This window comes from Streptomyces sp. NPDC055140 (assembly GCF_053607285.1).
This window is the reverse complement of sequence record NZ_JBSGTG010000012.1, coordinates 199,700-225,194: the sequence shown is the minus strand read 5'-3', so window position 1 is coordinate 225,194 and position 25,495 is coordinate 199,700. Positions and strand designations below refer to the sequence as shown.

Annotated in this window: 18 protein-coding genes and 1 pseudogene; 11 read left to right on the top strand and 8 right to left on the bottom strand. The window is 72.8% G+C overall.

Annotated elements, in window-relative coordinates:
• A pseudogene (locus tag ACWFR4_RS23775) lies at positions 1-492 on the top strand (hypothetical protein); the annotation flags it as partial.
• On the opposite strand, the gene ACWFR4_RS23770 reads toward ACWFR4_RS23775, so the two are convergent.
• The 4 genes from ACWFR4_RS23770 to ACWFR4_RS23755 all read right to left on the bottom strand — a co-directional run bounded on the left by ACWFR4_RS23770 (position 489) and on the right by ACWFR4_RS23755 (position 6,241).
• Positions 489-2,180, bottom strand: coding sequence for a glycosyltransferase family 2 protein (locus ACWFR4_RS23770; protein ID WP_453654380.1), 1,692 nt, complete (start codon positions 2,178-2,180; stop codon positions 489-491). The pseudogene ACWFR4_RS23775 and the gene ACWFR4_RS23770 overlap by 4 nt on opposite strands.
• Positions 2,177-4,387: a CDP-glycerol glycerophosphotransferase family protein gene (locus tag ACWFR4_RS23765; protein WP_453654378.1), complete on the bottom strand. Its 2,211-nt coding sequence runs from the start codon at positions 4,385-4,387 to the stop codon at positions 2,177-2,179. Before ACWFR4_RS23765 ends, ACWFR4_RS23770 begins: the two co-directional genes overlap by 4 nt.
• 107 nt (positions 4,388-4,494) lie before the next feature.
• Positions 4,495-5,331, bottom strand: a complete 837-nt coding sequence (locus tag ACWFR4_RS23760) for an ABC transporter ATP-binding protein (protein WP_453460062.1) — start codon at positions 5,329-5,331, stop codon at positions 4,495-4,497.
• Positions 5,324-6,241, bottom strand: a complete 918-nt coding sequence (locus tag ACWFR4_RS23755) for an ABC transporter permease (protein WP_453654376.1) — start codon at positions 6,239-6,241, stop codon at positions 5,324-5,326. Before ACWFR4_RS23755 ends, ACWFR4_RS23760 begins: the two co-directional genes overlap by 8 nt.
• Positions 6,242-6,364: 123 nt before the next feature.
• Between ACWFR4_RS23755 and ACWFR4_RS23750 the strand changes: the two genes are divergently transcribed.
• Positions 6,365-6,985, top strand: a complete 621-nt coding sequence (locus tag ACWFR4_RS23750) for a TetR/AcrR family transcriptional regulator (protein WP_375993209.1) — start codon at positions 6,365-6,367, stop codon at positions 6,983-6,985.
• A 239-nt stretch (positions 6,986-7,224) separates the two neighbouring features.
• Here ACWFR4_RS23750 and galE read toward each other — a convergent pair whose 3' ends face one another.
• The 4 genes from galE to ACWFR4_RS23730 form a co-directional block, all read right to left on the bottom strand.
• Positions 7,225-8,214 (bottom strand): UDP-glucose 4-epimerase GalE, encoded by a 990-nt coding sequence (gene galE / locus ACWFR4_RS23745; RefSeq protein ID WP_453654373.1) that lies wholly within the window; start codon positions 8,212-8,214, stop codon positions 7,225-7,227.
• Positions 8,215-8,272: 58 nt separating this feature from the next.
• The gene (locus tag ACWFR4_RS23740) at positions 8,273-9,880 is read right to left on the bottom strand and encodes a glycosyltransferase family 2 protein (RefSeq protein WP_453654402.1); all 1,608 of its coding nucleotides are present in this window, start codon (positions 9,878-9,880) and stop codon (positions 8,273-8,275) included.
• A 57-nt stretch (positions 9,881-9,937) separates the two neighbouring features.
• A complete protein-coding gene (locus tag ACWFR4_RS23735; protein ID WP_453654371.1) occupies positions 9,938-11,176 on the bottom strand; it encodes a glycosyltransferase 87 family protein in 1,239 nt (412 codons plus the stop codon).
• A gap of 122 nt (positions 11,177-11,298) precedes the next feature.
• Complete coding sequence (locus ACWFR4_RS23730) at positions 11,299-11,781, bottom strand: MarR family winged helix-turn-helix transcriptional regulator (protein WP_453460050.1); 483 nt, start codon at positions 11,779-11,781, stop codon at positions 11,299-11,301.
• Positions 11,782-11,920: 139 nt separating this feature from the next.
• On the opposite strand from ACWFR4_RS23730, the gene ACWFR4_RS23725 reads away from it, so the two are divergent.
• The 9 genes from ACWFR4_RS23725 (at position 11,921) to ACWFR4_RS23685 (ending at position 25,488) form a co-directional block, all read left to right on the top strand.
• Positions 11,921-12,334, top strand: coding sequence for an organic hydroperoxide resistance protein (locus tag ACWFR4_RS23725; RefSeq protein WP_116512677.1), 414 nt, complete (start codon positions 11,921-11,923; stop codon positions 12,332-12,334).
• Positions 12,335-12,526: 192 nt separating this feature from the next.
• Positions 12,527-14,128: a glycosyltransferase family 39 protein gene (locus ACWFR4_RS23720; RefSeq protein ID WP_453654369.1), complete on the top strand. Its 1,602-nt coding sequence runs from the start codon at positions 12,527-12,529 to the stop codon at positions 14,126-14,128.
• Positions 14,125-15,849 carry a hypothetical protein gene (locus tag ACWFR4_RS23715; protein WP_453654367.1) on the top strand — a complete coding sequence of 575 codons (1,725 nt, stop codon included), beginning with the start codon at positions 14,125-14,127 and terminating at the stop codon, positions 15,847-15,849. Before ACWFR4_RS23720 ends, ACWFR4_RS23715 begins: the two co-directional genes overlap by 4 nt.
• Entirely contained in the window at positions 15,846-16,184 is a 339-nt protein-coding gene (locus ACWFR4_RS23710; protein WP_453654365.1) for a hypothetical protein, read from the top strand. The genes ACWFR4_RS23715 and ACWFR4_RS23710 overlap by 4 nt, the downstream gene beginning before the upstream one ends.
• A gap of 63 nt (positions 16,185-16,247) precedes the next feature.
• Entirely contained in the window at positions 16,248-16,964 is a 717-nt protein-coding gene (locus ACWFR4_RS23705; RefSeq protein ID WP_453460041.1) for a methyltransferase domain-containing protein, read from the top strand.
• A 60-nt stretch (positions 16,965-17,024) separates the two neighbouring features.
• Complete coding sequence (locus ACWFR4_RS23700; protein ID WP_453654363.1) at positions 17,025-17,861, top strand: TylF/MycF/NovP-related O-methyltransferase; 837 nt, start codon at positions 17,025-17,027, stop codon at positions 17,859-17,861.
• Between the two features lie 198 nt (positions 17,862-18,059).
• Positions 18,060-21,569: a bifunctional glycosyltransferase/CDP-glycerol:glycerophosphate glycerophosphotransferase gene (locus ACWFR4_RS23695; RefSeq protein ID WP_453654361.1), complete on the top strand. Its 3,510-nt coding sequence runs from the start codon at positions 18,060-18,062 to the stop codon at positions 21,567-21,569.
• Positions 21,566-24,328 (top strand): CDP-glycerol glycerophosphotransferase family protein, encoded by a 2,763-nt coding sequence (locus tag ACWFR4_RS23690; protein WP_453654359.1) that lies wholly within the window; start codon positions 21,566-21,568, stop codon positions 24,326-24,328. The genes ACWFR4_RS23695 and ACWFR4_RS23690 overlap by 4 nt, the downstream gene beginning before the upstream one ends.
• Positions 24,325-25,488 carry a glycosyltransferase gene (locus ACWFR4_RS23685; RefSeq protein WP_453654357.1) on the top strand — a complete coding sequence of 388 codons (1,164 nt, stop codon included), beginning with the start codon at positions 24,325-24,327 and terminating at the stop codon, positions 25,486-25,488. Before ACWFR4_RS23690 ends, ACWFR4_RS23685 begins: the two co-directional genes overlap by 4 nt.
• The last annotated feature ends 7 nt before the right edge of the window (positions 25,489-25,495 follow it).

Genomic DNA, 25,495 nt, shown 5'->3' with positions numbered 1-25,495 from the left:
GTGCGTACGGCGTTCGCCGCGGCGTTCGCCGCGGTGCTCGGCGCGGCGCTCCTCGCGGGCGCGTGGACCCAGTCGGGCACACTCGGCTACGTCCTGCCGCGCGGCGCCCTGCCCCCGCCGATCGCCGACCGCTACAACCCGCCGTGGCGCGGCTACCAGTGGGTGATGCCCTGGGCGAAGTACGGGGACGTGGTCCTCGCCACGATGTTCCCGGCGCGGCAGATCCCCGGGTACGGGCCCTACACCGTCGCCCCCGGCTACCCGGACTTCTTCCTGCCCGACGAGACGGCCCGCACCCGCGCCGTGGACACCTACTTCGCACCCGGCACGACGCGGGCCGAACGCCTCGACGTCCTGCGTCGCTACGAGGTGCGGTGGATCGTGAGCCACCCCGACGACGCCGGCCTCGCCGCCACCGACCCGGCACTGCACAAGGTCACGACGGGTCCGGGAGGCCAGACCCTCTATGAGGTCGTCGGCGACGCGGGCTAACGCAGTGCGCTCTTCACAAGGCGTACCGCGTTCCGTACCCGCCCGTCCGACGCCGTGGCCAGCCTGCGCGCCACCGGGTGTGTCACCCGGGCCGTGAGCCCCGCCGGCTGCCAGCGGATCTGGAGGCGCCCCGCGCCCCGCCCCTCCGGCTCCAGCGTCACCCGGTGCGGGGCCGCCCCCGAGTGGTAGCCGACGCGGGCGGTGAGCGTGGGGAAGTCCAGCGGCGCAAGCAGGACCGCCGTGTTGCGCAGGCCTTGCCCTTGGAGCTGGAGCATCGGATGCCGTACGCCGTCGAAGCCGTGCACCGGGAGCGGGGCCGCCGCCAGATCGAGCCGCACCCACCCCTCGAAGACGCCCGGCCGCACCGGGTCGAGCCGCAGCCGCGTCGTCATGCGGCGCCGTCCCGGCGCCACCACCAGGGTGGCGACATGCGGGCCGACGGCGAGGCGCAGACCGGGGTCGTACGTGCGCACCGACAGGTCGACGGTGGCGCCGGGACCGCGCTCGATCCGCGTGATCTCGTGCCGGAACTGGGCACCTGAGAACGGGCGCGCGTACAACTCCTGGTCGGACAGGTCGAGTTCGGTACGCGCCTCGTCCGACGACGGGACCACTGACCCCCAGTACACGGCGCCGGACGCGTCCGTGGCCGTCTCGCGCGGGGCCACCACGTGACCGAGCCCGCGCGCGGCGAGCCGGGCGTCGGCGAGGCGTCCGTCGCGCACCAGTTGCAGGACGACCCGCTCCGGGCGCGGCAGCCGGGCGTACGCGCCCGGGGACAGCGTCGCCAGATACGGGTTCACGATCTCGGCGAACCCGGCCAGCCACGCGTCGTCCCGGGACGGCAGGTCGCCCGCGTACATCCGGAAGTCGTGCTTGAGGAACTTGTAGTCCTTGTCCTCGCGCACCCCCGCGTGGCCGCCCGCCGCGAGGAACTCGTCGATGAGCTCCTGCACGTGGACGCGGTCGCGGACGTTGCTCAGCTTGTGCCGCTGGTTGGAGATCGACGCGTCGTCCGCGGCGACGAACGGCGCGATGTACCAGCGGTAGACCGGCTCGGGGATGACGGTGAAGGACTTCGCGAGGCAGTACGCCTGCGCCGAGAACAGCTGGTCCTCGTAGTGGATGCCCTCGGGGAAACGGAGCTCGTTGCGGTCGAGGAACTCCCGCTTGTACATCTTGCTCGTCGACAAGTGCTCGAAGAACAGGCCGGGTTCGGCGTCGATCCCGTCGACGGTGCGGCGCTCCGCGACCAGGTGCGGCATCCATGTCGACGTGCGGCCCGTGTCGACGCGAACCCGCTCGACCGCGCCCATCGCGAAGTCGATCTCCCGCTCGCGGTGCGCCGCGAGCAGCAACTCCACTGATTCCGTCGGGAGTTCGTCGTCGCTGTCGAGGAACATCAGATACGGGGCGCGGGCGATGTCGAGCGCGCGGTTGCGGGGCGCGCTGCACCCGCCGCTGTTCTCCGGCAGACGCAGGTAGCGCACCCGTGGGTCCGCGGCGGCGAGGCGGCGCGCCACCTCGGGGGTGGCGTCCGTCGAGTGGTCGTCGCTGATGACGACCTCGATGTTGCCGTGCGTCTGGTCCAGGACAGAGGCGACGGCGCGCGGCAGCCGCCCGGCGTCGTTGTAGACGATGACGGTGACCGTGACGTCGGGAGTGATCGTCCTCGTGGGCGTGGTCATCGGCGGGCCGCCTCCTCGGGGGTGGGCGCGGGGATGCGCTCGTCGACGGGGATCACCGGGGGCAGCGACGCGTCGCTCTCGCCGAGGAAGACCCGGCGTACGACCCGCTCGGCGGCGTGGCCGTCGTCGAACTCGCAGAACCGGCGCCGGAACGCGGCTCGCGCCTTCCCCGACGCCTCGTCGCGCCACGTGCCCGAGGTGAGGATCTCCGTCAGCTCGTCCTGCGTACGGGCGACGGGCCCGGGCGCCTCGGCGATCAGGTCGAAGTAGACCCCGCGGGTCTTCGCGTACATCTCCCAGTCGTCCGCGTAGACCACGATCGGGCGGTCCAGGCAGGCGTAGTCGAACATGATCGACGAGTAGTCCGTGACCAGGGCGTCCGCGGCGAGGCAGAGGTCCTCGACCGGGTCGTACGTGGACACGTCGATGACCCGGCCGCTGCGGCGCAGCTCCGCGAGCGGTGAGGCCGCCCCGCCGTAGAAGTAGTGGCCGCGCACGAGGAGGACGGTGTCGTCGCCCAGGCGGTCGGCGAGCGTGGCCAGGTCGAGGCGCGGGGTCCAGGAGGCCTCGTAGTCGCGGTGGGTGGGCGCGTACAGGACGGCCCGCCGGCCCGGCGCGATGCCGAGGCGGTCTCGAACAGCCCGGATGTCGGCGGCCGTCGCGCGGTAGAAGACGTCGTTGCGCGGATAGCCGTACTCCAGCGGGACGTAGTGCGCGGGATAGGCGCGCTCCCACGTCCGGGTGGAGTGGCTGTTCGACGTGACGCTGTAGTCCCACTTGTCGACGCGGGCCAGGAGCTGGCGGAAGTTGAGGCCCTTGGACGCGGTCGGGTACTCGATCTGGTCGAGGCCCATGCGCTTGAGGGGCGTGCCGTGGTGGGTCATGACGTGGACGGCCTCGGGACGCTTGACCACGGCGTTGGGGAAGTTGACGTTGTTGACGAGGTACTTGGCGCGGGCCATGACCTCCCAGTAGCGGCGGGAGCCGGGCACGACGTGGTCGGTGCCGGGCGGCAGGAGCGGCGCGTTGGCCGCCGAGACCACCCACACCTGGTGGATGCGCGGGGCGAGTTCGGCGACCTTAGCGGCGATCGCGGCCGGATTGCAGGCCATCCCCCGGTCCCAGTACGCGGAGAACACCGCCAGGTCCGGGTCGACGGGCCGGCGCAGCTCCCGCCGGTAGCGGTGGGCACGGACCTTCGCGCCGACCCGCCGCTTGCGCTCCCTGACCGCGGACTTCAGGCCGCGCCGCTTGTGGTTGACGCTCTGGAAGGCACGGTAACGGGAGTACGCGTCCTCCTCGAGCAGCCGGCGCCGGATGCCTTCGAGCCCCGCGGGCCTGCGGTAGTCTTCCGGCCGCCACGCGACGGCCGCGCGTGAGGCCCGGCGGAAGAACTCGCGGCCCACCGGCTCCGGCATCCCGGCGCGGGCCACGATCCGCATGCACTCGGTCGCCATCACGTCGTACAGCACCGCGCGGGGACCGGTCGGCGTGCCGCGGTCGGCCATCAGCCGCTGGAGGTCCTCGTACTCGCCGACGGGCGCGTAGTACTCCTCCGGAGTGAGCGGCGGCAGGCTCGCGGCGCGCAGCCTGCGCTCGTCGAGCACCACCTGCTGCAGAGCGGTGACGCGGCCGGCGAGGACGAGGGCGGCGCGGGCCGCGAACCGCTCGTCGGTGGCGGCCAGTTGGTCGCGGTGGTCCCGCCAGAACGCGGCGCGCAGGGCGCGGTTGCCGAGCAGCGGGGTGACCCGCAGGAGGTCGGGGCAGTCCGCGAGGGCCAGGTCGCGGTCGCCCGCCCTGGCCAGCAGACGGGCGTCGGGGCCCGGGACGCCGGAGGCGTGCCAGGTCGAGCGGACCTGGTCGGTGAGTACGACATCCACGCGCTCGGCGCCGTCCGGGAGGCCCGCGACCCGGTCCCGCAGCGCCCCCAGCGCGCCGGGGAGTACCCGGTCCTTGGCGTGCACGAACAGCAGCCACTCACCCGAGGCCCGCTCGCCGCCGGCCGCGCGGGCCTCCTCGTCGGAGATGGCGCGGGGCAGGGCCAGAACGGTGACACGGCCCGGCACGTCGGCGGTCGGAGCCGGATCGTCGACGGCGGCGACGACGAGCTCCGCCCCCTCGGGCAGCTGGCCGGTCACGCTGTCCAGACAGCCGGCGAGATGCCCCTGCACGTCCCGGCCGTACACGATGACGCTGAGTTCCTGCACGGTCGCCGTCCCTTCTTCTCCTGGCGCACCATACTGTCACCAATCAGATGAAAGGGATAAAGGGAGTGGGTCTGGGAGTGGGTCCGGGAGTGGGTCCCGAATCGGCCTCAGGCGGAAGCGGCGACCCTGGCCTTCCTGGGTTCCGTCCTGCCGCCGTCCGGATTGGTGAACGCCTCGTACGCCTTGAGGACCTCGTCCGTCGGCCCGTCCATGCGCAGTTCGCCGCGCTCCAGCCACAGGACCCGATCGCAGGTGTCGCGGATCGACTTGTTGTTGTGACTGACGAGGAAGACCGAGCCGGCCTCCTTGCGCAGCTCGCGGATCCGCGACTCCGAGCGCTTCTGGAAGGACCGGTCGCCGGTGGCCAGGGCCTCGTCGATCAGCAGCACGTCATGGTCCTTGGCGGCGGCGATGGAGAACCGGAGGCGGGCGGCCATGCCCGAGGAGTACGTCCGCATGGGCAGCGTGATGAAGTCACCCTTCTCGTTGATGCCGGAGAAGCCGACGATGTCTTCGTAACGCTCGCGGACCTCCTCGCGGCTCATGCCCATGGCGAGGCCGCCGAGATGGACGTTGCGCTCGCCCGTGAGGTCGTTCATCAGTGCCGCGTTCACGCCGAGCAGAGACGGCTGGCCATGCGTGAAGATCCGGCCGTTCTCCGTCGGCAGCAGCCCCGCGACCGCCTTGAGCAGCGTCGACTTGCCCGACCCGTTCGTGCCGATCAGGCCGATCGCCTCGCCCTTGTACGCGGTGAACGAGACCTTCTTCACCGCGTGCACCTTGCGCACGCCGGCCCGCGCCTCGGCCTTCTTCCGGCCGCCGATGATGCGGCCGAGCGCGGCGGTCGCGGTGCCGCGGCCCGCCCCGGTGCCGTTCACGCGGTAGACGATGTCGACGTTGTCGACGATGACGGTGGGGATCCGCTCCCCGAAGGTGTCAGCCACGGCCGTACGTCTCCTCTGCCTTCCAGAAGTAGATGAACCCGCCGACGCCCGCGACCAGCGCCCACCCGGCCGCGATCGCCCACACGTGGGGCGGCAGCTGAGCGCGGTGGAAGCTGTCGATCAGGGCGAAGCGCATCAGGTCGATGTAGACGGCGGCCGGGTTCGCGGACAGCAGTACGTGCACGACGTGCGGCAGGTGCTGGTTCTTGAGCACCTTGTCGATGCTCCACATCACGCCGGACGTGTACATCCACGTACGCAGCAGGAACGGCATCAGCTGAGCGATGTCCGGCGTCCGCGCGCCCATCCTCGCCATGACGAGGGCCACGCCGGTGTTGAAGACGAACTGGAGCAGCAGAACCGGCAGGACCAGGAACCAGGAGAGGGCCGGCGGAACGCCGAAGCAGAGCAGGATCACCACCAGCGCGCACATCGAGAACAGCAGCTGCTGGAGCTGCTGGAGCGCGAACGACACCGGCAGCGCGGCGCGCGGGAAGTGCAGCGCCCGTACGAGACCGAGGTTGCCGGAGATCGCGCGGGTGCCCGCCATGATCGAGCTCTGCGTGAACGTCCACACGAATACGCCGGTGACCAGGAACGGCACATAGTCCGGCACGTTGTGCTTCGTGTTCATCAGCACGCCGAAGATGAAGTAGTAGACCGCCGCGTTCAGGAGCGGGGTCGCCACCTGCCACACCTGGCCCAGCTTCGCCTGGCTGTACTGCGCCGTGAGCTTGGCCGTCGCGAACGCGGTGATGAAGTGGCGCCGCTGCCAGAGCTGGCCCACGTACTCCGCGAGGGTCGGGCGCGCGCCGCTGACCGAGAGGCCGTACCGCGCGGCCAGCTCCGCGGGATCTTCCACCGGCGCGGTGGCCGCCGGCGGGGGAGGTGTGTCGACTGCCTGACTCACATCCGCTGCTTTCGCTCAAGGGGTCGGAGACGTCGGAACGGGTCCGTATCGTCGTGACGCGAGCGTAGGGCGTCGCTACGTCGGAACGCAACCGTTTCGTCGTAACGCCGTAAGCTGTTCACCATGACGACCAACGCCGACTCCGCCAAGCCAGCGCGTCGCCGGGCCCCCGCAGGGGCAGCCGTGCTCCGTGAGGATGTGACCGACGCCATCCGGGCAGCCGTCTTCGAAGAGCTCGCCGCCGTGGGCTACGCCCGTATGTCCATCGAGGGGATCGCGCGCCGCGCGGGCGTCGGCAAGACAGCCGTCTACCGCCGCTGGCGCTCCAAACTGCACCTGGTCCTGGACCTGGTCTCCGCCATAGCGGTACAGGGCCTGCCGGCCCCGGACACGGGTTCCCTGGAAGGTGACCTGCGCCTCCTCTACGAGGTGACGTCCCGGGCCCTGAAGCACCCGGTGGCCGGCCAGATCATCCCCGACCTCCAGGCCGAGGCGGCCCGCAACCCAGAAATCGCAGAGGCCATGCAGAAGGCGCTGCGCGAAGGCCAGCACGGCGTGGCGAACGGCATCGTGCGCAGCGCCGCCGCACGCGGGGAGGTCAGGGCGGACCTCGACGAGGACCTCGCCCTCGACCTGATCTCGGGCCCGCTGTACTGGCGCGCCGTGGTGGTACGGACGCCGTTGCCCAAGGGGTACCTGGGGAAACTGGCTTCGGCTACGGCGGCGGGGTTGAGGGCGCTGTAGCTGTAGCTGTAGTTAGCGCTGGGCCGCGTAGGTGATGAAGGCGGCCCAGGTGGTGGTGGTGGTGACTTCGATGCAGTCGGCCTCGCTGCTGTAGCTGCTCTTACGCCCCTTCAGCTCAGCCCGGGCGCGGACGTGTGCGAGATGAGGCCGGCGACCGGCCGGTCCGAGGCGCTCTTCGCCAGGCCGGGCTTGCCGGTCACCTTGACCACGCGCTACGTCGGCCCGAGCCGATCTGGGACTCACCTCACGGCGGTCCCATGGACCCCATGGACCCGGACCCAGCCCTGCCACGCCGACTCGACCATGTCGCATACGTCGCGCTTCGCCGTCCAGCCGAGCTCCGTCGCGATGCGGTCCGCGGAGGCGACGACGCGGGCCGGGTCGCCGGGGCGGCGTGGGGTGACGACGGGGTCGGTGCCGTGGCCGGTCGTCGCGTTGATCAGCTCGACCATTTCCAGGACCGAGACGCCTTCGCCGCGGCCGATGTTGAGGGTGAGGTCCGTGCCGGGGGCGGCGGCGGAGAGGCGGCGGGCGGCGGCCACGTGGGCCTCGGCGAGGTCGACGACGTGGATGTAGTCGCGTACGCAGGTCCCGTCCGGCGTCGGGTAGTCCGCGCCGAAGATCCGCGGGGCCTCTCCGTCGGTGAGCTTCTCGAAGACCATCGGTACGAGGTTGAAGACGCCGGTGTCGGCCAGTTCGGGGGTGGCCGCGCCCGCCACGTTGAAGTAGCGCAGGGAGGCCGTGGCCAGGCGGTGTGCCCGGCCCGTCGCGCGGACCAGCCACTCGCCGGCGAGTTTCGTCTCGCCGTACGGGCTCATCGGCAGGCAGGAGGTGTCCTCGGTGACGAGGTCGACGTCGGGCATGCCGTACACGGCGGCGGACGAGGAGAAGACGAACGACGGGACGCCGCTCGCGGTGACCGCCTCCAGGAGGACGCGCAGGCCCTCGACGTTCTCGCGGTAGTAGTGCAGGGGCAGCTCCACCGACTCGGCGACCTGCTTCTTCGCGGCGAGGTGGACGACGCCGGTGATGCCGTGCCCGGCGATGGCGCGCGCCACGGCGTCGGCGTCCAGGGTCGAGGCGACGACCAGGGGTACGCCGTCCGGGACGCGCCCGGCGATGCCGGTGGACAGGTCGTCGTAGACCACGGTCCGCTCGCCCGCCTCCTGCATGGCGCGGACGACGTGCGCCCCGATGTATCCGGCACCGCCGGTGATCAGCCAGGTCATGTCGGTTCAGGATCCCCTCGGTCGTGTCGTGTCTCGTCGTGCGCGTGCGGTCGGCGTTCTAGTGAACCAGGCGGTTGAGGCGGCCGCGTGCCACCGCCAGGGCTCCACGTACGCCGGGCGCGAGGCGTACGGCGAGGGCGCCGGAGTGGGTCGCGTACGGATGGGCGAGCAGCATGCCGTGGCGCAGGCTCGGCAGGGCGGTGCGGCGCAGGAGGCCGGGGCCGGTGGCGGCGTGGGCGCTCGCGTCGCGGCTCGTGCCGTCGGCGAAGTTCACATGGAGGCGCAGGTCCCAGGTGCCGGTGGCGAGCGTCGACAGGTCGAGGGACGCCTCGGCCTCCCAGGTCCCGGCGTCGGGCCCGGGCGTGAAGGTCACCGTGCGGCGTCTGGCGGGGCGGTGGCGCAGGCGGTCGATGACCTCGATGTCGACGGTGGCGGGGCCCGCCTCGGCGACGCGACCGTACAGGTCGTGCAGGCGCAGCCGCAGTCGTGAGCCACGCGCGCGTGGCCGCAGTTCCGCCTCTATGGCGATGGGGAGCAGATCCATGGGGCGTACGAGGAGGTGGTCCAGGGTCACCTGGGGGAGGTCGTCGGACCAGACGGGTGTGCCGTCGGCGGCGCGTGCGTAGGGCGGGCGCAGGCGGGCGGGGCGGGCCGCGACCTCCTTGAGGCGGGACAGGTCGCGCGGGTGGTCGGAGGCGAGGATCACGCGGGCGACGACGCGGCCGGGGGCGGGCGCCGCGTCGATGTCGGCCGTGTCGAACGTGGCGAGGTAGGCGCGGGTGCGGTCCCACCACTCGGCGCGGTATTCGGGGCTGCGCAGGTCGAGTTCGCGCGCGTACATGCGCAGGCTGTGGTCGAGGAACCGGGTGCGGGCCGCGCGTGCGAGGCGCTTGTGCGAGGCGGCCAGGAGGATGTCGACGGACTGGCGGTGCGCCTCGATGCGGGCGGTCCAGTTGTCGAGTCCGGCCCGGTCGAGGGAGAGCGACAGGCGGTCGGCGTCGCGGCGCACGTTCCAGACGTAGACCGTGTCGGGGACGAGCGCGATGCGCGGTCCGGCGGCGAGCACGCGCGCGGTGAAGACGAAGTCCTCGTAGACGAAGTGGCCGTCGGGGAAGCGGATCCCGTGCTCGCGCAGGAAGTCCGTGCGGTAGAGCTTGTTGACGCAGAGCGTGTCGTGGACGAGGCGGGGCCGGCGCTCCGGGTGGGGGATCACGGTGGCCTCGGCGTACAGCTCGGGCTGCCACGGGACGTCGCGGCCCGAGGGGAGCTCGCGGCGCACGCACAGGCCGGCGGCGACCTCGGTGCCGTGTGTGAGCGACGCGCCGAGCAGGGCGTCGACGGCGCCGGGCGGCAGCACGTCGTCGCTGTCCAGGAACATGACGTGCGGGGCCGAGGCACGGTCGATGCCGTCGTTGCGCGGGGTGCCGCAGCCGCCGCTGTTCGTGGCGCGGCGCACCACCTTCAGGCGTGGCTCGTCGTCGGCCATGTGCTGGAGGAGCTCACCGCTGCCGTCCGTCGAACAGTCGTCGACGGCGATCACCTCGCGGACGGCGGGGCCTTGCGAGAGGGCGGAGCGTACGGCGTCGGTGACCCGTGCGGCGTCGTTGTAGCCGATGACGACGACCGAGACCTGTGAGTGCTCTTGCGATGGCTGCTGGGGCTGCATGGCTTCCACAGAAGGAAATCCTAGGCCTTTGCGGTAATTGTCCGGTAAGTAAAATTCCTACGCCTTGGTTCCCTTCCAGAGGGAGCGGAACGAGAGGACGGCTCCGCCGAGGAGTAGGCCGTTGCGCGCCAGCATCAGCAGTGAGCCCGTCCACGTGGCCGCCTCGACGTCTCGGTACAGGACCGGGTACGCGAGCGCGCTCAGGCCGGCCGCCGCCACGACGAGCAGGGCTACGGGGCGCTGGGTGGTGCGGCGTGAGGTGAGGCAGACCGCGGCGAGCCCGAGCAGCCAGATCAGGTACTGCGGGCTGATCACGCGGCTGGTGACGGTGAAGAGCAGGACGGCGCAGAGCGCGGCGTCGTACGGCGTCGCGGGGCTCCAGCTCAGCGCCCGCAGCCGCCAGAGCAGCAGCAGCGCCGCCGCGACGGCGGTGAGCACCAGGGAGGCCGCGGCCGCCACTCCGACGTATGGGCCGACGTACTCCATCGCCCCGAACTGGTAGCGGATGTGCCCCGACCAGCCCAGCCGCCGCGCGAAGGACAGCACCGTGCCGCCCAGCGACTCGATCTGCACGCCCCGCTCGCCCTGCTGACGCAGGAACGAGAACGGCGAGCGGAACGCGACCGCGAGGACCAGCAGGATCGCGGCGGCGGACGTGAGCGCCGCCGTCCACGCCTCCCGGCTCGTACGTCCCCGGGGTGTGCCGAGCAGGGCGAGCGCGGGCCACACCTTCACCAGCGCGCCGCACGCCGCGAGGGCGCCGCCCGCGCGCGGGTACCGCCCCATGAGCAGCAGCGCGAACACGGCGAGCGCGGTGACCTCGATGTCGTAGCGGGCCAGCGGGATGTGGAGCAGGAGCGGCAGCCCGGCCACCCACAGCCAGGCGCCTCCCGAGCTGCGCCGCGGCCGCGCGCCGGTCCGGGCGAGGGCCAGCGTGACCAGGGCGTCCGTGGCGAGGGTGAGCGCGACGAAGGCCTGGAAATAGGTGAGGCCGGGAATCAGGCCGGGTGCCAGGAGGACGGGGCCCGCGCCCGGCGGGTACTGCCACATCGGGTCGCCGGCGGGGAAGGCGCCGCCGGCGAGGGTGGCGTACCAGCGGGCGTACAGCGTGTGCACCTCGTGTGCGATGCCTCCGACGCCGAGCGGGGCGCGCCCGTCCGTGACGAGCAGGGCGAGCATCGCGGCGCGGGTGGCCAGCCAGGTGAGGGGAAGTGCCGCCCGCGCGAGGGGGCCGGGGTGGACCCAGGTCGCGTGGACGGGCGCTGCGGCGGTGGGTGGCTGAGTGTCGAGCGTCACCTGCGCGAGCGTACGAGCGTATGGCCGCTTATGCAGTGATAATCAGCCAAATGCGCCTTTCGTGTCGGACGGAGGACGGCTCTGCCGACCACCCGTGTCACGCGTCCGGCACGGGTGGCCGGTCACGCGTCGAGTGCCGCCCCGTCCAGTGCCGTCGTCAGGCGGTCCAGGCGGGCGCGCATGTCCTCGATCTCCGCCAGGTCGAACCCCGTGGCCGCCGCGATCCGGCGCGGCACCAGCGCCGCGCGCTCCCGCAGCTCGGTGCCCGCAGCGGTCGGCCGGACGTTCACCGAGCGCTCGTCGCGCGCGCTGCGCTCCCGCTGGACGAGCCCGGCCGCCTCCAGCCGCTTGAGCAGCGGGGACAGCGTGCCCGAGTCGAGCCGCAGCCGCTCCCCGAGCCGCTTCACGGGCAGTTCGCCGTCCTCCCAGAGCACCAGCATGACCAGGTACTGGGGGTAGGTCAGGCCCAGGTCCTTGAGGAGTGTGCGGTAGACGCCGCCGAACGCGCGCGACGCGGCGTTCAGGGAGAAGCAGATCTGCCGGTCGAGCCGCAGGAATTCCTCGTCGCCGGGCGTCTCGGGCGTCTCGGTCGTCTCGGTGGTCATGGGTCCAGGGTAACCGGGACCCATGATGTGCCATTGAGTTGTGCACAACTCAATTGCGTGCTCTACTTGTGTCCGTCAGCGCAGCAAGGACTCCACCGCGGACGTCACCGCGGGACCCCATCGCAGGAGGATGTTTTTCATGGAAGCGATCTACACCGCCGTAGCCACCGCCACCCACGGCCGTGACGGCCGCGCCGTCAGCTCCGACGGCCGCCTCGACCTCCAGCTGGGCATCCCCACGGAGATGGGCGGCAACGGCCAGGGCACCAACCCCGAGCAGCTCTTCGCCGCCGGGTACTCCGCCTGTTTCGCCAGCGCGCTCGGCCTGGTCGGCCGTGCCGCGAAGGTCGACATCAGCGACGCCGCGGTGACCGCCGAGGTCGGCATCGGCAAGCAGGGCGAGGGCTTCGGGCTCGCGGTGACGCTGCGCGTGGAGCTGCCGGAGACGGTCGACGCCGAGACCGGCCGCAAGCTGGTCGAGCAGGCCCACCAGGTCTGCCCGTACTCGAACGCGACCCGCGGCAACATCGACGTCGAGCTCGTCGTCGAGTAGTCGCCCCGCCCGCGGGGTGCTCGTCCTGCTCCCGGGGTGTCGACGCTCCCCAGGGGAACCCCCGTTGACCCGTGCGAGCACCTCGCCCGTGCGCGCGAAGCGCCCGTGATTGCTGGTTGCCGCGGTTCGCTCCGTGCGTCCATGACGGCAAGGCTGCGTCGCAAATCCGATCAATTGGGACAGGATCGGTGCGTGCGCATCTCTTCGGACGGTCCGCGCGGCCGCACCCCCAGGGCCCTTCCCGCCGCCGCACCCGCCGTGATCGCGGTCCTGCTGCCGGGCGTGGTGATGCTGGGCCTCGGGCTCTGGGGGCTCGACCGCGGCACGATCTGGCGCGACGAGGCCGCGACGATACTCGTCGCCACCCGCTCCCTGCCCCAGATCCACCATCTCCTCGGCAACATCGACGCGGTGCACGGCCTCTACTACGTGCTGATCCACTTCGTGCTCGGCGGGCAGACGGACGCCTACCTGATGCGGCTGCCGTCCGTGCTCGGCGCGACCGCGGCGGCCTGCCTCGTCGCCGCGCTGGGCATCCGGCTCGCCCGGCCCCGCGTCGGCCTGTGGGCCGGACTCCTGTACGCCGCCTCGCCGTTCACCGGCTACTACGCGCAGGAAGGCCGCTCGTACGCGATCGTCGCGGCGGGCGCGGCTGCGGCGACGCTCATGTTCGTCCACTGCGTACGGCATCCGTCGTGGCCCGCGTGGGCCGGGTACGCCGCGCTCGTGACGGTGACCGCGTGGCTCCACGAGTTCGCCGTGCTCGTCCTCGCCGCGCACGCCGTCACCCTCCTCGTCTCGCGCGCGGCCCCCCTGCTGTGGCGGGGCTGGGCGGCCGCCGCCGCTGCCGCCGTCCTGCTGGTGCTGCCGCTCGCCGACGAGGCGCGGGGGCAGAGCTTCCAGGTGGCGTGGATCCGCAGGCCGGGCTGGGGGGACGCCGAGGCGCTGCTGCGGCTCGCCGCCGGGCACCCCGGCGGCGTCTTCAACACCACGCTCCTGCTCGCCGCGGCCGCCGTGCTCGCCCCCTCGGTCCGCCGGGGGACGTGCGGGCTCGCCGCGGTCGCGCTGCCGCTCGCCGTGGTGCCGCCCGCGCTGCTGCTCACCGTGTCGCAGTGGCAGCCGCTGTACGCGCCGCGCTACGCGTTCTTCGCGTTCGCCGGGCTGCCCCTGCTGGTGGCGGCCGGCGCGGACACGGTCCTGCGGCGCCTGCCGGACCGGGTGCGGCCCTCCGCGTACGTCCAGGTGACCGCCGGGGCCGCCCTGGTCGCGGTGTCGTTCTGGGTGCAGTTCCCGGCGCATCTGCGCGAGCGGTCGCCCGAGAGCCGCAGGGACGATTTCGGGGCGGTCGCGCGGATGGCGGAGCGGGATCTGCGGCCCGGCGACGCGGTGATCTACCTGCCGAAGACCGGCCGACGGCTCACGGAGACGTATCCGCGCGCGGTGGCGGGCGTGCGCGACGTGGCCCTGAAGTCGACGGGCGCCCGCTCCGGAACCCTGTACGGCGTGGACGCGAGCCCCGCCGAACTCCGCGCCCGGATGGCGTGCCTGACCCGCGTCTGGGTGCTCTTCGACGCGGAGGCGGGCCGCCCCGGCTGGCACACCCGCAATCCCGTCGAACTCACCAAACTCGCGCTCCTGGAACGGGACTTCACCCCCCTCGCCGAATCGAGACGCCGCAGCGGGCTGCTGCGTCTGTACGAGCGTGTGGGCGGCCCCGCGCCCACGTGCGTGGCCGGCGCGGGGCCTGCCGCGGCGACCGCCACACCCACCGAGCCGACGTCGGAGTCCCCATGAACGCCACGCTCCTCGCCCGCCTCGACAACCGCCCCGACCGGGTACGTCCCGTGCCCGCCGCCCGCGCCTCGCCCGCCAAACCCGCGTCGCGCCTGCGCCATTGGGCCGACCCCGCCGCCGTCCTCGCCGCCACTGCGCTGATCGCGGCCAGGGCCGCCGGACTCGGGCGCTGGATCGTCGACGACGCCGCCGTCACCTTCGCGTACGCGCGCAGCATCGACGAGGGCCTCGGCCCGGTCCAACTGCCCGGCACGTCACCGGTGGAGGGCTACTCCAACCCGTCCTGGCTCGTCCTGATGGCCGTCGGGCGCAGGCTCGGCCTCTTCGACCACGGCGCGTTCCTGGGCGTCAGCGACCTCGTGCTCTATCCGAAGGTGCTCGCCCTGCTGTGCACGGCCGGCACGCTCGCGTGCATCGCGTGGGCGGCCCGCGCCGTGACCCCCGGCAGAGCGTGGGCGGTGACGCTCCTCGCGGGAGCCGCCCTCGCCACGAACCTGTCCTACGTGGCCTGGTCCTTCTCCGGCCTGGAGAACCCGCTGTACGGGCTGACGGCGGCGGGGACGGGGGCGGTGCTGGTGCGGGCGGTCGCCCGGGGTGGCCTCACGGCGCCCCGCACCGCCGTGGCCGCCGCCGCGATCGCCCTGCTCGCCGCGCTGACCCGGCCCGACGGCGCTGTGCTCGTCGCCGCCTACCCCCTCGTCCTCGCCCTCTTCGTGCGTCGCCGCGACCTGGCCCGGTCGGTCCGCGCGCTGGCCCTGCACGCCGGTGTCGTCGCCGTGCCCTACGGCGCGTTCCTGCTGTGGCGGCACGCCGTCTTCGGGCTGTGGGTGCCGAACACCGCGGTCGCCAAGGCGCAGCAGACCCCCGAACTCGCCCAACTCGCCCAGACCGGTGACCTGTTGATGTACGCGGGCTGGGCCTTCGCGCTGATCGGCGCGCTGTGCGCCGGTGCCGTGCTCGCCCGGCCCGGCCCGGCGCGCCGGGTCCTGGTGGCGCTGCTCGCGCCGCTGCTCGCGTACGGGGTGCTCGGCCGGGACTGGATGGCCCTGTACCGGTTCGCGACCCCGGTGTGGGTCCTCGCGGCGGCCGTCGCCGCGCTGTCGGCCGTAGTGCTGTGGGAGGCGGAAGGAACCCGCGGCCGAGGCGTCCTCGTCCTGGCGCTGACCGGTGCGCTCGTCCTCGCGCACACCGGACAGGCCGAACGCGAAGCCTCGTTCAAGGCCCACCCGACGCTCTCCATGTGCTTCGTCGCCGAACGCTACGGCCAGGTGTTCAACACGTACGCCGAGCGCCTCGGCCTGCGGCACGCCACCGTCGCCCTGCCCGACCTCGGCGGCACGCTGCTCACCACGCGGCTGCGGGTACTGGACCTGGCGGGCCTGACCGACCGTCGCATCGCGGACGCGTACGCCTCCGGTGACATGCGGGCGCTGCGCGACCACGTCCTGCGCGCCGAGCGCCCCGAACTCCTGCACGTCCACGGGGCCTGGGTGAACAAGCCGGGCCTGACCGTCGCCCGCCTGGCGGACGCCGGTTACGTCACGCTGTACCGGCAGCAGAACGGCGGTGACTTCGTCCGGGCCGACGCCGTCCACGATCCGGCCCGCATCGCCGCCGTACGCGCCTGGGCCACGCCGCGCCTCGACCGCCTGATCGCGGACCAGGACCACACCGGCGGCTGCGGCGACACTCTCACCCCGGGTCGGGGAGCCGCCCTGTGACAGCCACCCTTCTCCCGGCGCCCGCCCGCTCCCGCAGCGCGGAGGCGCGGGCGCCGCGGCTCGATTCGCTCACCGGGATGCGCTTCGTGGCGGCGCTCGCCGTCTTCGTGCACCACACCACCGGGCTCGCCCCGGGCAGCGGCCTGGCTCAGGCGCCGTCCTCTTCCCGTACTCGACCATGGGCGTCAACGGCGTCGGGTTCTTCTTCGGGCTGTCCGGGTTCCTGCTGGCCTGGGGGCACCGCCCCGGCGTGCGTCGTGGTCTCTTCTGCGTACGTCGAGGAACCGGCCAGAAAGTGGTGGTCCCGGCACACGCCGCGCCGCCTCACACGGTGACCCCACGCGGGCATGCGCGTTGAAAGGCCGTCAAGTCACCCAAACCCCTTGATGGAGGCCGCCATGCACCAGTCCGCGTACGAACAGATGGAGCTCTGTGTCCGGAGCTACCTGCCGCGCGGGCGGCGGCTGCGGGTGGTCGATCTCGGGGCGCGGGTGTCGGACGGGCAGGTGCGCACCCACAAGTCGCTCCTGGAGGGGTACGACACCGAGTACGTCGGCGTCGACGTGCTGGAGGGGCGCAACGTGGACGCGGTGATGGCGAAGCCGTACCGCATCCCCCTCCGCTCGAACAGCGCCGACTTCCTCATCTCCGGCCAGGCCTTCGAGCACATCCCGTTCTTCTGGGCGTCGATGCTGGAGATCGCCCGGGTCCTCAAGCCGGAGGGTACGGCGTTCATCACTGCCCCCTCGCGCGGCCATGTGCACGACGCGCAGGACTGCTGGCGCTACTACCCGGACGGGATGCGCGCCCTGGCCGCGTACACGCGTCTCGAACTGCGCGAGGTGTACACCGACTTCCCGCCGATGAAGGGCATCCGGCACGCCTACGGCAGCATCGACGCCAAGCACGCCTACTGGGGCGACACCGTCGGAGTCTTCCGCAAGCCGGCCAAGTACCCGCGTCTCACCATGACGTTCGTGCGCTCGACCACGCGCTGGTGGGCCAACCGTGTCGGCGGTGTCGACGGGGTGCCGCTGCCCGCGCCGCTCGCCGGACGGGAGCAGTGCGGCCGTCCGTCGGCGATTCCCAGGCCCGCGGGCGTATCAAATGGTTAGAAAAGCCTGCCGGTTGACGAAAAGTGACATGCGGAATAACGCGGACGTAAGGTGCCGCGCATGGCATGGCGAAGCGCCGTGAATGGCGTCATCAAGCAGCTCACCGGGTACCAGCTGACCCGCGTACCGGTGCCCGCTCCCCGGCAGGCCGCCCGCGCGCCCGAGTCGGCGCCACCGGCCCCGGCGCCCAAGCCGAAGCCGACGCCGAGACCCAAGGGCCTGGTCCTCCCCGAGGACTACGACGACCAGGCGAAGGACATCATTCGCGCGGTCAAGCCGTACACGATGACGTCCCCGGAGCGGCTCAACGCCTTCATCCTCGCCACCCGCCACATCGTCAAGCACGACATCCCCGGCGACATCGTCGAGTGCGGTGTGTGGCGCGGCGGTTCGATGCAGGCCTGCGCCAAGGCCCTCCTCTCGCAGGGCGACACGGAACGCGACCTCTACCTCTTCGACACGTACGAGGGCATGACGCCGCCCACCGAGGAGGACCTCCGGCGCGACGGGAAGTCCGCCGAGGAACTGCTCGCCGCCCAGGGCAAGGACCGCCCGATCTGGGCCGTCGCCACCCTCGACGACGTCAAGTCCGGCTTCCGGGCCGTGCCTTACCCCGAGGACCGCCTCCACTTCGTGCAGGGCAAGGTCGAGGACACACTCCCCCAGCAGGCCCCGGAGCAGATCTCGATCCTGCGCCTCGACACCGACTGGTACGCCTCCACCAAGCACGAACTCGACCATCTCTACGACCGGTTGGTGCCCGGCGGCGTCCTCCTCATCGACGACTACGGCTACTGGCAGGGCTCCCGGCAGGCCGTCGACGAGTTCCTGGAGAAGACCGGCGAGCGGCTGCTGCTCCTGCGCATGGACGAGGGGCGCATCGCCGTCAAGCCCTGACCCGGCCCGCAACCCCCGACCCGTCCGATCCCGCGCAGCGCGGCCGCCCGCCGGCCCGCTGCGCGGGATCGCTTGCGTGATCACCCGAATGGCTCAGGTGTGGTGACCCGGATCCACACGGCCGGTTGGTAACCAGTAGGTCCCTCGCGGGTCGCGCAGCCGTGCCCGTCAGTTCTCCGGAAGGAATGTGCGCAGCGCATGACACCACGACTCACCGTCGTCGTCCCCATCTACAACGTCGAGGCGTACCTCGACGACTGCCTGGAGTCGCTGGCCGCGCAGACCATGCCCGACCTCGAAGTCGTGATGGTCGACGACGGCTCCACCGACGGGAGTCCGGTGATCGCCCGCGCCATGGCCGGGCGCGACCCACGCTTCAGTTACGTCGGGCAGGAGAACGCGGGCCTCGGAGCGGCGCGCAACGCGGGTGCGGCGCGGGCCACGGGCGCGCATCTGGCCTTCGTGGACAGCGACGACGTGGTGCCGCACGACGCGTACGAGCGCATGCTCGACGCCCTGGAGGAGTCGGGCTCCGACTTCGCCACCGGCAATGTGCACCGGCTGCGCGTCGACGGGACGACCGAGCAGTCCGCCATGTTCCGCAAGGTGATGGGCAAGAACCGCGCCGCCACCCACGTCACCCGGCACTGGGACCTGCTCGGGGACCGCATCGCCTGCAACAAGGTGTTCCGCAAGGACTTCTGGGACCGCCACGCGTTCGCGTTCCCCGTGGGCGTGCTCTTCGAGGACACCCCGGTCGTGGTGCCCGCGCACTTCCTCGCCCGCAGCGTCGACGTCCTGTCCGGACCCGTCTATCTGTGGCGCGACCGGGACGGCTCCATCACCAACCGGCGGGCCAGGTCGCGCGCCGTCGCCGACCGCACCGCCGCCGTCCGCTCGGCCAGCGGCTTCCTCGGGGACAGGGCGCGTGAGACGGCCGGCACCCCTCAGGCGGCGGGCTGGGCGGAGGGCAAGCGGCGTTACGACGCGACGGTGCTCGCCGGGGACCTGTGGCTGTTCATGGAGGCGCTGCCACTCGGCGACGCCGAGTACCACGAGGCCTTCCTCGACCACGCCAACTCCTTCGCGGACACCGTCGACCCGGCCGTCCTCACCGGTCTTCCGCTGGCCCTGCGCGTCAAGTGGCAGCTCATCCGGGAGCGCCGTCTGACCGAGCTGCTCGCGTTCATGACGTACGAGAAGAGCAACGGCACGACGTTCCTGGCGCGCGGGCCGCGCAGGAGCCGGGCGCAGTTCCCGCCCGTCACCGGGCCCCTGCCGCGTGGCGTGACCGCGCTCCGGCGGGCCGATCTGCCGCTGAAGTCGCACATCACCGAAGCGTCCTGGGACAAGGACGGACGGCTGCGGCTCAAGGGATTCGCCTATGTACGGAACCTGCCGGCGGGCCGGGTCGGGGCGCGCGCCAAGCTCGCGTGGCTGCGGGCGGGCAAGCGGCGCGCGGTGCCGCTGAGGGTCCACACCGTCCGCTCCCGCGAGGCCACCTACCGCTCCAAGCAGGGGCTGCACAGCTACGACCGGTCCGGGTTCGAGACGGTCATCGACCCGGCCCGGCTCGTCACCAAGCGGCCGAGCACCACCTGGAACGTCGAGATGGCCGCCTTCGGAGGCGGCCTGCTGCGTACCGGGCCCGTGCGGATGGGCGGGCTCGCCGAGCTGCCCGTGCGCTATCTGGACGACTTCCTGCGCATCGCGCCACGGCTCAGCGCGGGCCGGCTCCGGCTGCGGGCCGAGCGGGTGAAGGCCCGTCTGGTGCGGCACGAGGAGTCCGGCGGCACCCTCAGGATGGAGGGTGAACTCGCCCCCGGGGTGCCCGCCGACCTCAAGGCGCTGCGCGTCGAGAACTGGCACACCAAGGAGGCGTACGACCTCCCCGTCGAGCGCTCGGGGCGCGCCTTCGCCGCCGAGCTCCGCCTGGAACTGATCGCGGGCACCGGGACCGACGACTCCGGCGCGCCCCGCAAGACCGACCCGTGGGGTGTCGGCCTCGTGCGCGGGGACGACGAGTGGTCGGCCCTCGCGGTCCGCCCCGACATCCCGGCGGGCCGCCACCCCCTCGGCGCCGGGCGCGAACTGCTCGTCCTCGCCAACGCCGCCGGGAACGTGGAGCTGCGCAACCAGACCGTACGGCCCCTCGTCGACACCCTCACCTGGGACGAGGACGGGCGGCTCGCCGTCGAGGGCAGCTTCCCCGACGAGTCCGACACCGCGTGGGAGCTGCTGCTCCAGCACAGCGGCCACGACGAGGAGGCCGTCCTTCCGGTCGAGGTGACCGACGGGCGGTTCGGCGCGGCGCTGTGTCCGGACGCGGTCGCGGGCCCCGCCGGAGTTCTGCCGCTCGCCGAGGGCCGCTGGTACCTGTTCCTGCGCGAGCCCGGCGAGACCGACTCCGGCCGGTACCGCCAGGTCCATGTCGCGCCCGCCCGGCACGAGCGCCTGCCCCTCGCACGCGCCCTGGGCGGCCGGGACTTCACCGTCGGGCGCCGCTACTACGACCGCCTCGTCATCGAGTCGGGATCCGTCCTCGCCGTCACGGAGCGCGGCGGCGCCCAGCAGGGCGCGCTGCGCACCCGCTACGCGGCTCTGCGCGTCGAGCCCCGCACCGACACGGTCCTGTACTCCAGCTTCGACGGCCGCCAGTGCTCGGACTCGCCGCGCGCCGTGCACGAGGAGCTCGTCGCCCGCGGCGAACCCCTGGAGCACCTGTGGGTCGTGCGCGACCAGCAGGTCACGGTGCCCGCGAGCGGCCGGCCCGTGGCCCTGTGGAGCACCGAGTGGTACGAGGCGCTTGCCCGCAGCCGCTACGTCGTCACCAACACGCAGCTGCCGGACTGGTTCGAGCGCGCGGAGGACCAGTACGTCGTACAGACGTGGCACGGCACCCCGCTCAAGCGCATCGGCCGCGACCTGGCGGACAGCCCGTCCGGCGACCAGCGTTACATCGCCACGCTGCCGGAGCGTGCCGCGCAGTGGAACCTGCTCGTCTCCCCGAACCGTTTCTCCACCCCTGTCCTGCGGGGCGCGTTCGGCTACCACGGCGAGGTCCTGGAGTCCGGCTACCCGCGCAACGACCTGCTGCACGCGGCGGACCGCGCCAAGGTCGCCGCCGCGGTCCGCGAACGCCTCGGCATCCCCGAGGACAGGCGGGTCGTCCTTTACGCCCCCACCTGGCGCGAGAACCAGCCGCGCAGGGGCGGCCGTTACGGGCTCGACCTGCGCCTGGACCTGGCGGCGGCCCAGCGCGCGCTCGGCGAGGACCACGTCCTGCTCGTGCGCCGCCACTACCTCGTCGGCGGCACCGTCCCGGGCACCGCGTCCGGCTTCGTGCGCGACGTCACCCGCTACCCGGACGTGAGCGAACTGCTGCTGATCAGCGATGTGTTGGTGACCGACTACTCGTCGCTGATGTTCGACTTCGCGCAGACCGGCCGCCCGATGCTGTTCCACACCTACGACCTCGACCACTACCGGGACACGCTCAGGGGCTTCTACTTCGACTTCGTCGCGCAGGCGCCGGGACCGCTGCTCGCCACCGGCGAGGAGGTCGTCGAGGCGCTGCGCGACCCGGTTGCCGCGACCGCCGGGCACGAGGAGGCGTACCGCCGCTTCCGCGAGGTGTTCTGCGACCTGGACGACGGGCGCGCCGCCGCCCACGTCGCCGACGCCATGCTGCCGGGAGGCCGCCGATGACCACCCCCGAGGCGTACGACATCAGCTGCGTCGTCGTGTGCGGCACGGACACCGCCGCCCTGCGCGCCACCGTGCGTTCCGTGCTCGACCAGACGCTGGCCGGCACCGAGGCGGTCCTCGTCACGGCCGGGGCGGACGACACGGCCGTGACGCTCGCGGCCGCCGACCCGCACCGGATCCGGCTCGTCCACGCGGGAGCGGAGAGCCCCGCGTGCGTCCTGCGCGACCTGGGCCTCGCCGCCGCCCGCGGCCGGTACGTCATGGTCGCCGCCCCGGGCGAGCTGCTCGAACGGCACGCCTGCCGCAACCTCTTCGAGGCGGGCCGCCGCGCGGACGCCGACCTGGTCGCGGGCCGCCGGGACAAGGCGCCCGCCTGGCACAAGGAGCTGCACGCCAGGTCCCGGGTCGTCGAGGACCTCGCGGACGCGCCCGAACTCGTCACGCGGGACAGCCTGAGCGCCGGGTTCTGCGTGCGGCGCGGCGCACTCGGCGCGCTGTCCGGCGCCGGGCCGGCCCTCTTCGGCGTGCGGGCCGCGCTCGCCGCCCGGCGCATCGCGCTCGTCCCGAACCTGATCACCACCGGATGCACCCCGGCCGACCCGGTACGGGACCTGCCCCGCGCCGCCGACGCCCAGCGCGGCACGCTGGAACTGCTGAGCGGCGACGACGCCCTGCGCGCGGCCCGCGAGAGCGCCTTCCTCACCGACCACGTCGTCCCGTGCGTCCGCGCCTTCTTGCCGCTCGGCCCCGACGACCGCCGGGCGGCGGCGGACACCCTCGCCGGGAGCCTGGACGGTCTCGTGACCCCGGAGGCGCTGGGCGAGCTGCCGCCCGTCGAGCGCATCGGCGTACGGCTCCTCACCGACGGCGACGCGGACGGCGTACAGACGGCCGCGTACGCACTGGCCCGGCCCGGCACCGTCGTCTCCCCGCTCGTCAGGACGGGTGACGGGCGGGTCCGCTGGAGCGCGGAGCACGCCGACGACGACACGTTCGACGTCACCGAACTCGGCCACCAGTACCGACAGTTCACCGACCTGCGCCTCCTGAACCGCGTCACGCACTGCCTGCGCCAGGGAACGGTGCTCGCCGTCGAGGGGCGGCTCGTCGTGCCGCTCGGCCTCCTCGACGACCGGCCCGCGCTCGCCGCCCGGCTCGACCTCTCGGTGCGCGGCGGCCGCGCGCACACGCTCTCCGTGCCGGTGCGGGACGTACGCCAGGAGGACGGGGGCGTCGTGTGGCGGGCCGAGCTGCCTCTGACCGGCGCGCTGCGCCCGCGCGGCATCGGCGACCGCGTGTGGGACCCGCGGCTCGTCCTCACCGTCGACGGTGTCCCCGTCACCACCGACCTGCTCGCCGACAAGGCGGCCGTCCCCACCCGCGCCACCGCCCTGCCGGCCCGCCCCCTCCTGACCCGCCTCACCGCCGACACCTGGCAGCCGTACGTCACGGCCAAGCACCACCTGGCCGTCTGCCTGCTGCCCCGCCGCCGTGCGGCCCGCACCGCGCAGGCCCTGGTGCACTACGTCACCCACTTCAGGCCCGCCCGCAGGCTGAAACCCGTACTCCACACCCTGCGCAAGAAGCGCGAGGCCTTGCACTCCCAGCGCGTCAAGCTCCGCGCGTACCGGCGGATCCTGTCCCGACTGCCCGTCAGCAAGGGCCTCGTCGTCTTCGAGAGCCACATGGGTACGTGCTACGGGGACAGCCCGCGCGCCGTGCACGAGGAACTCCTGGCCCGCGGGGCCAGGGTGCGCTGCGTCTGGTCGTACGCCACGTCGTCCGCCGGGTTCCCGGACGGCGCGCGGCTCGTGCGCCGCTGGTCCTGGCGGTATCTGTGGGCGCTGGCCCGCGCCGAGTGGTGGGTCGACAACCAGGGCTTCCCCCACGCCCTCGACAAGCCGCGCCACACCACGTATCTCCAGACGTGGCACGGATCCGCGTACAAGCGTATGGGGTTCGACGAGGCGCGGCACAGGACGCGGAACGCGCCGGAGCGCGAGAAACTCCGGCGCGCGGTCGCCCGGTTCGACCACTTCATGGTCCGCTCGGAACACGACGTGCGGACCCTCGCCCGCGCCTACCGCATCCCGGAGGAGCGGCTGCTGCGCGCCGGCTACCCGCGCAACGACCGCCTCGTCGAGGCCCACGGACGCGACGAGCGCGAGGGCCGCTTCCCGCGCCCGCCGCTCGCCACGGAACTCGGCATCCCGGACCATCGCACGGTGGTGCTGTACGCCCCCACGTTCCGCGGCGTCCCGAAGAACGGGCAGACCGTTCGACTGCCGCTCGATGTAAGGGAATTCGCCGGGCGCTTCGGCGACACGCACGTCCTGCTCGTGCGCGCCCACTACATGGAGGCGGCGAGCCTCCCGGTCACCCCGCCCGGAACCGTCATCGACGTCTCCGGCCACCACGACGTGAGCGAACTCCTCGTCCTCGCCGACGTGTTGATCACCGACTACTCGTCGATCATGTTCGACTACGCCCTCCTCGACCGGCCCCTCGTCCACTTCGCGCCGGACCTCGACGCCTACGCGGCGGACCGCGGCACCTACTTCGACCTGCGCAAGCGCGCCGGCGGGCCCGTCGTCGAGACGCAGGAGGAACTGCTGCGGACCCTCGACGGGCTCAAGAAGGCGGACGGGGAGTGGCAGGCGGCACGCCGCGCGTTCGCCGCCGAGTTCGGCTCGTACGACGACGGCGGCGCCGCCCGCGCGGCCGCCGATCTCATCCTCGGGAAGAAGGCCCGCGCATGACCTCCGCGACCGCCCCGCGCACGGGCCGCGACCTCTTCCTCGTCGCCAACACCGTCGACGAACTGGGCGGTGTCACCGCCTGGACCCACCAGATGGCCCGCCTCTTCCTGGGCGTGGGCCACCGCGTGCACGTCATCGGCGTCCACGAGGCGGAGCTCAAACTCACCCTCCCCGCCGACCTCGGCTACGAGGTGACCAGCCTCTACCCCGCCCACCCCCCGACCCCGCGCCCCGTGCGCGGCCTGAACCGCCTCAGCCCCGCCGCGCACCGCCGCGAAGCCCGGCGCCTCGCGGACCGCGGGCGCGCCGTCGCCCGCCTCTCGGAGCTCTTCCGCGCCGCCCGCCCCGGCGCCGTCGCCGTCGTCACCCAGGTGTGGCCCATGGAGTGGCTGCGCGAGGCGGACACCGCGGGCCTGCGGATCATCGGCATGAGCCACGAGTCGTATGCCTACACACGGGCCTGCCACCGCTACCGCTCCGTCAAGCGGAACTACCCGTCCGCCGACCGCTGGCTCGCGCTCACCCAGGAGGACGCCGACGACTGGATCGCCGACGGCATGCACAACGTCGGCGCCATGCCGAACGCCCTCGCCCACCTCCCGGAGATCCCCTCGCCGCGCACCGCGAAGGTCGTGAGCAGCATCGGCCGCCTCGCCGACCAGAAGGGCATCGACATGCTCGTCGACACCTGGGCCGAGGTCGCCCCGCACCGGCCCGACTGGACCCTGCGGATCTACGGCGCCGGATCCGACGAGCCGGACCTGCGGCACCAGTGCACCGAGCTGGGCCTCGACCGATCCGTGCAGTGGATGGGCCGCACGGACGACGTGGCGGGCGCGCTCGCCGAGAGCGCCGTGTTCGTCCAGTCGTCGCGCGGCGAGGGCTTCCCCCTCGCGCTGATGGAGGCCATGGCGAGCGCCGTGCCGTGCGCCGCGTTCGACTGCGCGCCCGGGGTGCGGGAGATCGTGCGCGACGGCGAGGACGGGCTCCTCGCACCCCCCGGCGACATTGCGGCGCTCGCCGACCGCCTCCTGCGCCTCACCGGCAACCCGCGGCTGCGGGACGCCATGGGGGAGCGGGCCAGGGTCAATGTGCAGCGGTTCTCCGAGGAGCGCGTCCTGGAACGCTGGGAGGAGCTGTTCGCCCTGCTGGAGCGGTGAGGCCCGG

Excerpts from the sequence above, each read along its gene's own strand:
- ACWFR4_RS23705 (WP_453460041.1), top strand. The coding sequence starts at position 16,248 with ATGCACCAGTCCGCGTACGAACAGATGGAGCTCTGTGTCCGGAGCTAC.
- ACWFR4_RS23695 (WP_453654361.1), top strand. The coding sequence starts at position 18,060 with ATGACACCACGACTCACCGTCGTCGTCCCCATCTACAACGTCGAGGCG.
- galE (WP_453654373.1), bottom strand. The coding sequence starts at position 8,214 with ATGACCTGGCTGATCACCGGCGGTGCCGGATACATCGGGGCGCACGTC.
- ACWFR4_RS23725 (WP_116512677.1), top strand. The coding sequence starts at position 11,921 with ATGGAAGCGATCTACACCGCCGTAGCCACCGCCACCCACGGCCGTGAC.
- ACWFR4_RS23730 (WP_453460050.1), bottom strand. The coding sequence starts at position 11,781 with ATGACCACCGAGACGACCGAGACGCCCGAGACGCCCGGCGACGAGGAA.
- ACWFR4_RS23770 (WP_453654380.1), bottom strand. The coding sequence starts at position 2,180 with ATGACCACGCCCACGAGGACGATCACTCCCGACGTCACGGTCACCGTC.
- ACWFR4_RS23685 (WP_453654357.1), top strand. The coding sequence starts at position 24,325 with ATGACCTCCGCGACCGCCCCGCGCACGGGCCGCGACCTCTTCCTCGTC.
- ACWFR4_RS23740 (WP_453654402.1), bottom strand. The coding sequence starts at position 9,880 with ATGCAGCCCCAGCAGCCATCGCAAGAGCACTCACAGGTCTCGGTCGTC.
- ACWFR4_RS23690 (WP_453654359.1), top strand. The coding sequence starts at position 21,566 with ATGACCACCCCCGAGGCGTACGACATCAGCTGCGTCGTCGTGTGCGGC.
- ACWFR4_RS23715 (WP_453654367.1), top strand. The coding sequence starts at position 14,125 with ATGAACGCCACGCTCCTCGCCCGCCTCGACAACCGCCCCGACCGGGTA.
- ACWFR4_RS23750 (WP_375993209.1), top strand. The coding sequence starts at position 6,365 with ATGACGACCAACGCCGACTCCGCCAAGCCAGCGCGTCGCCGGGCCCCC.
- ACWFR4_RS23700 (WP_453654363.1), top strand. The coding sequence starts at position 17,025 with ATGGCATGGCGAAGCGCCGTGAATGGCGTCATCAAGCAGCTCACCGGG.